A 12,572-nucleotide genomic window follows, 5' to 3' on the forward strand; every position below is an offset into this window, starting at 1 on the left:
TCATGTCGAGCACAGTGACTGCTGTGATCGGTAGGTTTAGCTAAGCGCTCACTTAAGGAGGAAACCAATGATCAAACGACTAGGAAAAGCATTTGCTGTCTTGCTACTGTTACTTCCTGTTTTTGCCGGTATGCGGATTGTTTATGGAGAAACCGATGTGGGAGCCAAGCTGATCACAAATGTGTCGATCGTCAATAGCCACAATGAAGTCATTACAAGTATCGAAAAAGATGACTCGTTTAAAATAGATATGAGGTGGAGTTTAGAAAATTTGGGTGACGTAAAAGCCGGTGACAAAGCAACAGTCACCTTGCCAGTTGAGATTGAAGGCGTCAATAATACGTATGCTTTATACGATGAAAATAACAACTTAGTGGTCAATGTTACCCAAGTTGGCAATCAGCTGACCTTTGTTTTCACGGAATTTGTCGAAAAAAATACCAATGTACATGGGGACTTTTATTTTTGGACAAAGTTCAGCGATGAAGTGACAGAGAACCAAATCAACAACATTAACTTCGAAACAGTAAATGGAACGCAATCGGTGCCTATTTTTATTCAAGCAGTGGATGATACAGGGGAGGGTGCCTTACTCACCAAACAAGGACTGTATTTAGGTACGCAAGAACCCAAACGGATTATTGATTGGCGTGTGTACATCAACTCGTTTGATACAAACCAAGTGACGATCAAAGATGGAACGTTTATTGATATTTTAGGTCCCCATCAGACACTCGTCAGTACGACTGCTCGAGTTGTTTACGGACCCAGCGTTTCCAACCCAACATATGTTGATGAAGTACCGATCGTTTTAAACAGTGATGGCTCCTTTGAAATTCCTTTGCGGGATACAGAGGAACGGATCTACATTACCTACAAAACAGAAACGGATGGTTCATTGGAACAATATACCAATCGGGGCATCCTTGATGCCGTGGTCAATGATGTGCCAAGAACAAGCAGTATTACTGGCTATACACCACGCTATGGTGGCGGTGGTGGTGGAACCGGTGAACCAGGAGAATCCAGCAGCACGGAACCAAGTAGCGAAAGCAGCACCAGTAGTACAACCGAACCAAGTAGTGGAAGTAGTACAAGTAGTAGCACGGAACCAAGTAGCGAAAGCAGTACAAGTAGTAGTACGGAACCAAGTAGTGAAAGTAGTACTAGCAGTAGTACGGAACCAAGTAGTGGAAGCAGTATGATTAGTAGTTCAGAATCAAATAACGGGAGTAGTTCTAGTAATAATGGGGCGATGACACATCAAAGTTCAACCCCTGGGAACATGCAGGTATCCCAATCAAATAATTTGCATAATCAGTCAGAAAAACAGCAGTTTCCTCAAACGAATGAAGCGTCTAATCATTTATGGATTGCAATAGGAATGGTTTTAGCAGGATGCGCGTTGAAGTTAAGTTGGTGTAAATTTATCAGGTAGAAAGAAACTGAAATTTTGGAGGCAGTATTATTACTAGGAAGAAAAATTAATAAAGACTTATTTAAAGGGAAGATGCCATTTTATGGCTACTTTCCTTTTTTTTTCGGCGCATGTTTTTTCTGAGAATTTATTATAATTTCCTTATCAAGTTATCTTGAAATATTCATTTAGGAAGTGAGGAAATGAGAAAACTGGTTGGAATCGTGTTGATTTTGCTGTTAGCGGGATTATTGCTGCTGGTGTTTGGTTTCGATCATACTTCAGCAAAAGAACGAGCCGGAGGGAATTTATCGTTTTCTGTTCAAACGAACCGAGTGATCTATGATGAAGCCTTGAAAGTCATTACGATCCCGGTACGGCCGAACAAAACGCTGACTTCACAAAAGGTTCGTGTCCTACTAACTTATGGTTGGGATGGGAACGGTCACAGCGAAAAAGTGATCGGCGAAACAGTTTTGACGAATGTCGATTGGTTTTCAGGTGTTGAAAACTACTTAAGAATTCATGCTGAGATGGTTATTGATGAGATAAAAAGTATGGATAAAGTTGATTTAGTTGTCATATATGATGGTGAAACAACGATAACTGAGAACTTGAAGCCCAGTCAATGGCAAGTAATAACGCCCCCGAGCTCTAGCGAGACCACGAACTCTGAGATAAGCGCAAGCTCTAAGGTGACTGAAGAAACGGGCTCTTCCTTTAGTAGTATCGAACCGAAATTTAGCGACTCTCAATCCACGGATCCAAGGACTTCTACTACGGAAAACACAAGTCAGGATTCTCAAAGTATAGAAAGTAGTCACAATTCAAGTGAGTCAGAAAGTTTGAACACTCAACCAGTCAGTGAGAGCGAATCAAGTCAGATAACTAGGAGTCGAGAAACCACCGCAACAACAGGAACAACGACCGTTAGTGAAGCTGCATCTGAAGAGCTTTCAGATTCAGAAACGAAACCAAACAAATTAGCGCCGAACCAAAGTCAGTCAAGCAAGCTAAGTATTTCCTCCAATGATCCCGCAGGCAAACAACTCGCTAAAGCATCGTCTTCAGTGAAAAAGGAACAGGAACAACGTACGAAGACAAGCAGTGCTAAGGAGGTCAATGGGGCCGTACTACCGAAAACCGGCAGCAAAAATACGAGTATTCGCTATATCCTCTTTGGTCTAGGCGTGGTTATCCTTGCCGTCTTCCTTTACTGGCTGAATCGAAAGTTATTTTCTGATGAGAGGCAGTAAAGAAAAAAGCCAAGGAAAATGAGAGACTTGATAACCCACGATTGGAATTTTCTTCCCCAGAAAGCACAATCACGTTTTGTTTTACTGTTGTAACAAAATGTCTGACGATCGTATTGAGGCGTCAGACTTTTTTTTATGAAAATACACAGATAACGAAAGGAAAATTTGTTAAAAGTGATTTGACAGAAAAGAGCGCACGGTGGTACGATCACCAAACACTGACAGCTTACAATTTTGTAAGATGACAAATTTAGGGTAAAAACAGCGTTTGCTGATTATTCAAGCGAGGGAAATTTCATGTTACAGGCACTTTTGGATACGACAGAAAAACAAATTTATGCGTTTCTAAGTCATTGTTACGAAACGAACAAGAAAGATTATACAATGAAAGAGCTCTCAGGTGTTTTCGATTGGAAAACCAACAAAATGCAGTCGATCGTTCAGCAAGTAGAGGTGTTTCGTGCACGCTATCCTCAGTTTACTTTGACCTATGATCGGCTGGAGAAAGAAGTGTCCATTGCTTTTTCTCCACGATTCCTATTGAGTCAAGCCTATAGTATATTGTTGCGGGGAACCGTTGGATTTATCTTGCTGGATGCACTCTTTCAGGGGGACTATCATTCCCTTGAACAACTCAGTCAAAAAACCTTTAGGAGTCCCCGCACGATTCAACGAAAATTGCAGGAGTTAAATCATGTTTTGGCGAACTATCATTTGTCCTATAGTTTAAAAAAAGGTGATCCTTTGGCAGGTGCTGAATATGCGATCCGCTATTTTTATCATCTTACCTATTGGCAAATTTTTGATGAGAAGGACTCACGAGTCTTGGCATCGCTCAAGGAGAAAGAGCAGGCTGTAGCGTTGTTTGAAACCCATGCTTCTTATATGAGAAAAATCGATATCGAGAAATTTCTTCATCTATTCGCTATCTCCGTGCAAAGAATCCATCAAAAGCATCCGCTTTCATTTTTACCAAAAGAAGTACTGGCGTTTGAGCACCCATTAATTGAAAAAAATCAGTTTGATCAGGTCTTTTTGAAACCATTGTTTAACAGGAATCATCTGCCTTTTTCTGATATTTCGGAGGATGAACGCAGTTTCTTGTATTATATGTTTGGCGTAATGAACACCTATCTTGAGGAGGATCTCGATGCTGCTAACATCTCGTGGCTGACTCAACCACAGTACCAGCAAGAAGCGCAGCTCGTTGAAAAACTAGCCGTGTATTTTCGGTTGACGTTTACAGAAGCCGAAAAAAACTATTTACTGGTTAATCTGGTAATGATCCATTCCGCCTCTGGCTGTTTTGGTACGCGACAAAAAAGCGATAGTTTTGGCAAAACAACCGACGAGCAAGAGCTGCAAGCAGCTTTTCCGGTGCTTTATCCAACCATGAAACGTTTTTTTTTGGAAGCGACTGTTTCTTTACCAGAGTTGCGTAGATTACTGCAAATGAATGATCGCTTGATTTTCCAATACTGTATGTTACTGAGAGTTATTTTTATAAAATATGAACAGCCGGTCACGTTCTCGATCCATTCGAAATACGGAAAAACGCAAGAGCTTTGGATCAAGAACCGCTTGATGAACGCCACGCATCGAGCGATGGCCCATTATTCGCTGTCTCAAAAGCCAGATTTGGTGATCAGCGATTATCCGATCCATCAGGAATTTTCTGAGGAAGAACAGCCGTACCTCTTTTATTGGAATGGTCACCCAAGCGCAAAGGAGTGGAAACAGCTCAAGCAAGTGATCAAACAGATCAGAAGTGCCAAGAATAAGGCGGCGTTCGCCCAGCTGGCATTCACCCGAACGGAGTGATCCCGCTATAAGATCGAGCAAATAGAACTTATAATTTTGCCAAGTTTTTGACCAGTAGCAATAGGTCAAACCTGAAAAGTGACAGTGATAGACGAAGAGGACAAGAAGCAAAAACAGGAGCATCGATGTTCCTTTTTCGCTTCTTGACTTTTTTTTACAGAGATGGCATGGTATACATATTATCATAACGTTTTTTATTTAAAATTGTTGCAGAAATGGTGTTAGGAAGAAGGGGTAACTTTGACAGAAGTATTAGCACTGCAAAATGTTTCCAAATTGATTGGAACCAAACGAATCATTGATGATGTTTCCTTTGTGGTGGACCAAGGACAAGTCGTTGGTTTATTAGGGCCTAATGGGGCTGGGAAGACGACGATGATCCGGATGATCGTTGGCTTGATGAAGCACAACACAGGATCGATTGCCATTATGGGAAATTTATTGGATTCTTCGTTTAAAACAGCGATTGCCTCAGTCGGAGCGATCGTTGAGAATCCTGAGTTTTATAATTACATGACCGGATATGAAAATTTGATGCAGTATCAGCGCATGGCGAAGAAAAAAAGTACGACAGCAGAATTAGAAGCACTTATTCGTCAGGTACATTTAGAAGGACATATCCATCAAAAAGTCAAAACCTATTCATTAGGGATGCGTCAGCGTTTAGGTGTTGCCCAGGCATTGGTCCATCAACCAGACTTATTAGTTTTAGATGAGCCGATGAATGGTCTGGATCCTAAAGGCATGCGGGAGTTTCGAGAAATGATTCTTTCTTTGAGAGAAAAAGGAGTTTCTGTCTTAGTTTCCAGTCATCAATTAAGCGATATCGAACAAATTGCCGATCATTTGATCGTGGTGCAAAAAGGAAAAGTCACTCATCAAGTAGCAATGGCAGAGTTGAAAGCAGAGAAAAATGTACTGATTATTAAAACAGATGATAATGCGCAAACAGAAGCACTGTTAAAAGCTTCCTTTGAGGTCGAGGTCCTGCAGGTTGCAGATGAATTGCAAGTCACTCTAGCAACCGATCAGCGTTCGGCAATCGCTGCAGCGATCGTGACGGCGGGTATCGGCTTGAAAGAACTACGGACAAAGCAATCTTCTCTAGAAGATACATTCTTGGCTTGGACCGAAGAAGGAGGTTTGTAAGCATGCTGACATTGATTAAAAATGAATGGATCAAATTAACCAAAAAGCGTTCTACTTGGATCATGTTGCTTTTATTGGTTTTAATGACGTTTGGCTTGACCTATGTGGTACGCTTAGGTAGTCCAGAAATTGGTGCCAATGATTTGTTTGCTTCTTTGAGCGACATGACTTCGTTCTTAAACTTATTTGTAGTGATTGTGGCAGCTTCTTCAGTGGCGGAAGAGTTCAGTCGTGGAACGATCAAGTTCTTATTGATTCGGCCTTTTTCCAGAAGCCAAATCTTAGCAGCAAAAGCCATCAACACGTTTTTATTTGCGCTTTTAGGGACTGCTGTTTTACTCATCAGTAGTTTAGCAGCTGCCAATTTATTTTTAGCAGCTGAATCACCTTTTGCTGCTACTGGCTACAACGGGCTAGCGGCGATTCTCGTTGCCCTTGTTTTTGCGGGAACCAACTTGCTATTGATTGTCTTTTATATTGCATTGACCATCTTTATCTCAGCCGTCATTCGCTCTCAAAGCCTGGCGGTAGGCTTAGGCCTGGGTATGTTGTTCGGAAGCAGCATCATCAACTCGATCATGCTTTTTGCGCAAGAAAAATACTCATGGCTGAAGTGGAATCCATTTAATTTTATGAATATCAAAGAGCAGATACCGAGTTTATTAAATAGTCCTGACATGCAGATGACTGCCTTTGATCCGGGATTGGGCTATTGGGAAATGGCGATCGGGATCCTTGTTTACAGTGTTTTAATCTACCTTTTAACAAATTGGTTATTCAACAAAAGAGATGTCGCATTAAGTTGAGGAAACGAGTGAAAGTTTTTGGATAAATCCAGCTTTCACTCTTTCTTTTTGTGTTTTTTTCTAGTAAAATGATTCATTGAGAGTACAAGAGAAAGGAGAGTTTTCAAATGACTATTAATATAGGAATCGTAATCGTGATCGCTGTTGTTGCAGCATTACTAGGCGCTGTCGGCGGCTTCTTTTTGGCGCGTAAATATATGCAAGATTATCTAAAGAAAAATCCTCCCGTTAATGAGGATATGCTTCGCTCGATGATGATGTCAATGGGTCAAAAACCTTCTGAGAAAAAGATTCGTCAGATGATGCAGCAAATGAAAAACCAAAAGTAGGTTTTTTTCTAAAAAGCGGGCTGATTTTATCAGCTCGCTTTTTATTGCGGCAAAACGCAGCAACTAATAAAAAATGTCCCCAGGCTACTTTTTCTATTTACGTTCTGTGAATAGCGGGGGAGCAATCGAATCCGAATCCAATGAATATTCGGAAAAATTGCAAAATTTAGGCAACAGGTCACAAAGAAATGGAGAGTGTTATGTCAATATTTAGGAAGTTAGGTTGGTTTTTTAAACAAGAAAAGAAACATTATTTGTTAGGCGTAGGCTCTTTAGTCCTAGTCGCCTTGGTACAGTTGGCACCCCCAAAAGTTATCGGGATCATCATCGATGAGATTGCGGAAAAAGAGATCTCGATGCAGACGATCTTTTTTTGGGTCATGATCTTGATTGCTTCAGCCATCGCTCAATACGTGTTCCGTTTCGTCTGGCGGACGCATATCTGGGGCAGTGCTGCTCGGCTAGAAAAAACGTTACGCAGACAGCTATTTGCACATTTTACAAGGATGGATCAGTTGTTTTATCAAAAGCATCGGACAGGTGATTTGATGGCCCATGCCACCAATGACTTGAATGCCATCCAAAATGTGGCAGGGGCGGGGATCTTAACCTTTGCCGATTCCTTCATCTCGGGAGGGGCAACCATCATTGCGATGGTTCTCTTTATCGACTGGCGGTTAACGATCATTGCTCTATTGCCGCTGCCTTTCTTAGCAGTCATGGCACGGGTGCTTGGTAGCAAATTGCATGATGCGTTTCGTGACTCTCAAGAAGCCTTTTCTTCCATCAACGACAAAGCCCAAGAAAGTATTACTGGGATGAAAGTCATCAAAACTTTTGGACAGGAAAAAGAGGACATCGCTGATTTTCAAACCAAAATCGACCATGCCATCATCAAAAACCGCAAAGTCAATTTTCTGGATGCCTTGTTTGATCCGTTTATTACGATCATCATCGGAATCTCCTATGTGCTGACGATCATCGTTGGCGGCAATTATGTTATGGACGGTACCATCTCGATCGGTCAATTGGTATCCTTCATCAGTTATATCGGTATGTTAGTTTGGCCGATGTTTGCCATCGGACGTCTGTTTAATGTGCTGGAACGAGGCAATGCTAGTTATGATCGGGTTGCCGAATTGTTGGCGGCCAAGACCCATATTATTGAAGCCAAAGATGCGGTCGATGCCCCAGCCCAAGGAACGGTGAACGTTCAAATCAATGAGTTTCACTATCAAGGAGATGATTTTGCCCTGCAAGACATCCACTTTACTTTGCCTGCCGGGCAAACACTTGGTGTCGTCGGGAAAACCGGTGCTGGAAAAACCTCTTTGATGAAGCTTTTGTTGCGAGAGTATGATTCATTTGATGGAGCGATCACCTTCGGGGGCATCGACAGTAAGCAATACTCCTTGAATGCTCTTTTGGGTTCGATTGGCTATGTTCCGCAAGATCATTTCTTGTTTTCCATGACGATTCGAGACAATATCCGCTTTGCGCAACCACGAGCTTCTCAAGCAGAAGTGGAAGCGGCTGCTGGATTAGCAGTGATCCATGAGGATATTAGTCAGTTTCCTGATGGATACGAAACGATGGTGGGGGAACGTGGTGTTTCTCTTTCCGGCGGACAAAAACAGCGTTTATCCATTGCCCGTGCCTTGATCACTGATCCAGAATTATTGATTTTAGATGACGCCCTTTCAGCAGTAGATGCCAAAACTGAAGAAGCTATTTTACAACAGTTACGGACCTTCCGTCAGAATAAAACAACAATCATTGCTGCTCACCGCCTAAGCAGTGTCAAGCACGCAGAAGAAATTCTGGTGATCGACAATGGGAAAATCAGTGAACGCGGGACCCATGAACAATTATTGGCTGCAAATGGCTGGTATAAAAAAATGTGGGACAAACAGCAATTAGAAGCCAAAATCGAAGGGAGTGAAGCCTAATGCAAGAATCAGAATGGAGCAAATCGATTCCCTTTAAAGAGCAAAAAAACATCATCAAACGAATGTTTCTTTTTGCCAAGCCATTTCGAAAAACCTTCTATGCAGCGATCTTTTTTGCTTTTGTGCTATCGATCGTCAATATCTTGTTGCCTTTGATCATTCAAACCTTTATGGATAATTATTTGACCAATCAAACGGCGACCCAGCAAGTCATTTATTTCTTTGCTGCGCTGTATTTCTTTGGGGTGTTGGTAAAAGCTGTGATTTGGTTTTTCCAATGGTTCCTTTATTCGATGGGTTCTTTAAAAACCTATCAATATATTCGAGCAAAATTATTTGAAAAATTGCATAGTCTTGGGATGCGCTATTTCGATCAGACACCAGCAGGGTCAATCGTTTCACGGGTCAGCAACGACACAGAAACATTGTATGAATTTTGGTATGTCTTCTTGATGGTATTGACAGGAATTTTTGCGGTGGTTTCTTCTTTTGCCGCCATGTTCCGCATCAACGTCAAAATCGCCTTATTAAACTTGATTTTTCTGCCAATCCTAATGGTAGTCATCTGGTATTATCAAAAATTCAGCTCTCGTATCTATCGTCAAATGCGGGAAAAACTGAGTCAGCTGAATACGAAATTGAATGAATCGATTTCTGGTATGCAGATCATTCAACAATTCCGCCAAGAGGCGCGGCTGAATGAAGAATTCGAAGCGACCAACGATGATTATTTGAAAACTAGATACGCCATGATCCGCACGAATGCGCTGCTATTATCACCAATCATTAGTTTGTTGTATGCCTTAGCGATCGCCTTGTCATTGACGGTCTTTGGGTTTGATGCTTTAGAATCGCCCATTGAAGTCGGGTTGATTTTCGCCTTTACGACCTATATTCAAGGATTTTTTAATCCCATGACACAGATGATGGATTTTCTCAGCGTCTTTACTGATGGGATGGTAGCCGGCAGCCGTATTTTGAAGATTATGGATAATGAAGAATATACGCCGCAGCAAAACCCCGATGCCAGTCAAACCATCACCAAAGGAAAAATCGAATTTCGTGATGTCAGTTTTTCCTATGATGGAAAAAACAACGTATTGAATCATATTTCTTTCATCGCCTATCCAGGTGAGACCGTGGCTTTAGTCGGTCACACAGGAAGTGGCAAGAGCTCGATCATCAATGTGCTGATGCGTTTTTATGAATTCGGGGAAGGACAAATTTTGATCGATGATCAAGATATCCGCGACTTTACGATGGAAGAGCTTCGGAAAAAAGTTGGACTCGTATTGCAAGATGCCTTCATGTTTTATGGGGACATCGCTGATAATATCCGCTTATTAAATCAGGACATTGATGAGGAACAGATTGAAAAAGCAGCAAAATTTGTTCAAGCAGATGCTTTCATTCAAAAACTACCTGGTAAATACCACGCCAAAGTGATTGAACGGGGTGCCAGTTATTCAAGCGGTCAGCGACAATTGATCTCCTTTGCTCGCACGATGGTGACCGATCCGAAAGTTCTGGTCTTGGATGAGGCAACTGCCAATATTGATACTGAAACAGAAGGACTGATCCAAGAAGGATTGGCCAATATGCGTCAAGGACGAACCACGATCGCGATCGCCCATCGGTTGTCTACCATCCGCGATGCCGAGTTGATTTTGGTGCTTGATAAAGGCTCGATCGTCGAACGAGGCACCCACGATGAACTTTTGGCTCAAAAAGGGTTGTATGCCGATATGTATCGTTTGCAGGCAAGTGAAGTTTAAACGACCAATAGACCTTAAAATACCACCTAGGTATTTTAAGGTCTATTTTGTATAAATTGAACAAATGAAGGGAAAAATTTCTATTTGTGATTGACAGCGTTTTCATCCTTTGCTATTATGTAGACATTAAAGCAACTAGCTCCTAGACATACAAACGGATCAAACGGTCGCGATTCCTTTCGGTTTAGACTAGGAATTACGCATGGTCAAGCGAGTGGCAAAGGAGCTTCATGTGAAATGTTGCGCAAATAGGAGGATCAAATCATAGAGGATAAATAGGAGGGAAGCTGATCTAAGCAAAAGGCAAGCATCCTGAGCCTATCTTTTACGAAAAGCCCAACCGACGAGAGAGGATTGTGGAGGGTGATTGGAATAATGATAGCCCCATTGAGAAAGGGGGCGAATAGGAATGTATTGAGAGCTCAAAGATAGTGGAGTGGATAAACACGAGAAATCATTCGTTGTTTTATTTTTTTAAAATTTTTGTTAACCGGTTAACTAAAACGGTTAACAAAAAAAGAGGAGGAAAGAAAACGTGGGGAATGGTCACAAGTCTAGCCGTTTTTTTCATGACAAAGGTCGCATTCAGCGAGAATAGGGGAAGTAGCAAACGTAGAAACTTGCAGCACGATGTATGAACAAAAAAATAGTTCAAATGGAAAGATGAGGGAAAATTTATGGTAGAAATTATAATTGGTATTTTAATGATCGTTTCTTTCTTAGGAATGGTTTGGTACTGCGTCAAAGGGTTCAACCTGATGGTGGGTTTCTTCGTTATGGCAACACTTTGGACCGTTTTAGCTTTTATTGGAAATGCGTTGAGTCCGGATTTAACAGCTTTGAACTTTGTCGATACGATCACGAACATTTATCAAACAGGACCCGCCGGTTTTGCTAGTTCGATTCTGGTCAATATTTTCTTCGGTTCCTTCTTTGGTCGGATTTTGATGGATACAGGGATCGCTGCAACGCTTATTCGAAAGGTTGTTGAGCTTGGTGGAGATAAACCACGGATCACCATGACCCTTTTATGTACTGTTACTGCCTTATGTTTCACTTCCATGACAGGCATTGGTCCTGTAATCTCTATCGCAGTGATCGTTATGCCGATTTTGCAAGCGTTGGGTATTCCAACAGCGATCGCTTTATTCGCTTTTATGGGTTCCATCATGGCGGGAATTTTTGCCAATGTAACAAATTTTGTGCAATACCAAGGTATTTTAGCAGCATTACAACCTGAAGGAAGTCAATCTATGATGGAATATGGGTTTTCCGACTATTTCACATTCGGCATGATCGCACTAGTCGTTTCCTTAATTGTGACATTGGTTTTTGCCAATATTGCTTTAAGTCGTGCGAAATCATCAAAAGTCAAAGCGTGGGCTTCCACACCTGGTGCAACTTCAGGCGATGCTCCTTGGTATTCTTGGGTTGCTGTGATCGCACCAGTCTTACTCGTAGTGTTTGCTGAGTTTCCTATTATTCCTGCATTTATTCTAGCAGCTTTGTACGCCTTACTGACTTGCGGAAAATTAAAAGGTGGTTTTGTGAATATTTGCCGCATGTTAGCTAAACAATTTGCAGATGGCGCTGTCGATGTTGCGCCCCTGGTAGGTTTCTTATTAGTGCTGGCTATGTTTAATTCAGCTGCAAGTCTAGCGGTTCCTTTCTTTGAACCAATCGTTGGCGGTCTAGTTCCTCATAGTACCGTGGCTCTTGCGATCTTATTTGCCATCTTAGCACCCCTCGGTTTCTTCCGTGGTCCTTTGAACTTAGTCGGATCAGGAGGAGCAGTAGCGGCAGTGATCTTAGCTGCCACAAATTGGGATCTGGCATTCATTTTTCCACTTTTCGCTGTGGTCACGATCGCTCCTCAGCATTTGGATATTACTCAGTCATGGGTAGCATGGGGGCTAGGACATCATAAAGTGGGTTCGAAAGATTTCATGAAGTTTTCGATACCAGCTGGGTGGCTTTCTAGTGCGATCCTGTGTATCATTGCGCTCATTTTGTTCGGATTGAATAACTAGTCGACGAAAGAACATAGCTAATCAATAAATCATGCAACTA

9 protein-coding genes are annotated in these 12,572 nt (G+C 41.8%); all 9 read left to right on the forward strand.

Going from position 1 to position 12,572, the window contains the following annotated elements; genetic code table 11:
* Nucleotides 1-67: 67 nt before the first annotated feature.
* The 9 genes from A5870_RS06660 (at nucleotide 68) to A5870_RS06710 (ending at nucleotide 12,532) form a co-directional block, all read left to right on the forward strand.
* Complete coding sequence (locus tag A5870_RS06660; protein ID WP_086292188.1) at nucleotides 68-1,438, forward strand: Ig-like domain-containing protein; 1,371 nt, start codon at nucleotides 68-70, stop codon at nucleotides 1,436-1,438.
* Between the two features lie 182 nt (nucleotides 1,439-1,620).
* Nucleotides 1,621-2,673, forward strand: coding sequence for an LPXTG cell wall anchor domain-containing protein (locus tag A5870_RS06665; protein ID WP_086292189.1), 1,053 nt, complete (start codon nucleotides 1,621-1,623; stop codon nucleotides 2,671-2,673).
* Nucleotides 2,674-2,970: 297 nt separating this feature from the next.
* Nucleotides 2,971-4,494, forward strand: a complete 1,524-nt coding sequence (locus A5870_RS06670) for a helix-turn-helix domain-containing protein (protein WP_086292190.1) — start codon at nucleotides 2,971-2,973, stop codon at nucleotides 4,492-4,494.
* 240 nt (nucleotides 4,495-4,734) lie between these two features.
* Nucleotides 4,735-5,643: an ABC transporter ATP-binding protein gene (locus A5870_RS06675; RefSeq protein WP_086292191.1), complete on the forward strand. Its 909-nt coding sequence runs from the start codon at nucleotides 4,735-4,737 to the stop codon at nucleotides 5,641-5,643.
* 2 nt (nucleotides 5,644-5,645) lie between these two features.
* Complete coding sequence (locus A5870_RS06680; protein WP_081118090.1) at nucleotides 5,646-6,449, forward strand: ABC transporter permease; 804 nt, start codon at nucleotides 5,646-5,648, stop codon at nucleotides 6,447-6,449.
* 107 nt (nucleotides 6,450-6,556) lie between these two features.
* Nucleotides 6,557-6,778, forward strand: coding sequence for a YneF family protein (locus A5870_RS06685; protein ID WP_005225816.1), 222 nt, complete (start codon nucleotides 6,557-6,559; stop codon nucleotides 6,776-6,778).
* A 200-nt stretch (nucleotides 6,779-6,978) separates the two neighbouring features.
* Nucleotides 6,979-8,727, forward strand: a complete 1,749-nt coding sequence (locus tag A5870_RS06690; RefSeq protein WP_086292192.1) for an ABC transporter ATP-binding protein — start codon at nucleotides 6,979-6,981, stop codon at nucleotides 8,725-8,727.
* Nucleotides 8,727-10,502, forward strand: coding sequence for an ABC transporter ATP-binding protein (locus tag A5870_RS06695; protein ID WP_086292193.1), 1,776 nt, complete (start codon nucleotides 8,727-8,729; stop codon nucleotides 10,500-10,502). The genes A5870_RS06690 and A5870_RS06695 overlap by 1 nt, the downstream gene beginning before the upstream one ends.
* A gap of 677 nt (nucleotides 10,503-11,179) precedes the next feature.
* Nucleotides 11,180-12,532 (forward strand): SLC13 family permease, encoded by a 1,353-nt coding sequence (locus A5870_RS06710; RefSeq protein WP_086292195.1) that lies wholly within the window; start codon nucleotides 11,180-11,182, stop codon nucleotides 12,530-12,532.
* Nucleotides 12,533-12,572 lie beyond the last annotated feature (40 nt).

It is taken from the genome of Enterococcus sp. 2G9_DIV0600, assembly GCF_002140615.1.
GTDB lineage: Bacteria > Bacillota > Bacilli > Lactobacillales > Enterococcaceae > Enterococcus_D > Enterococcus_D innesii.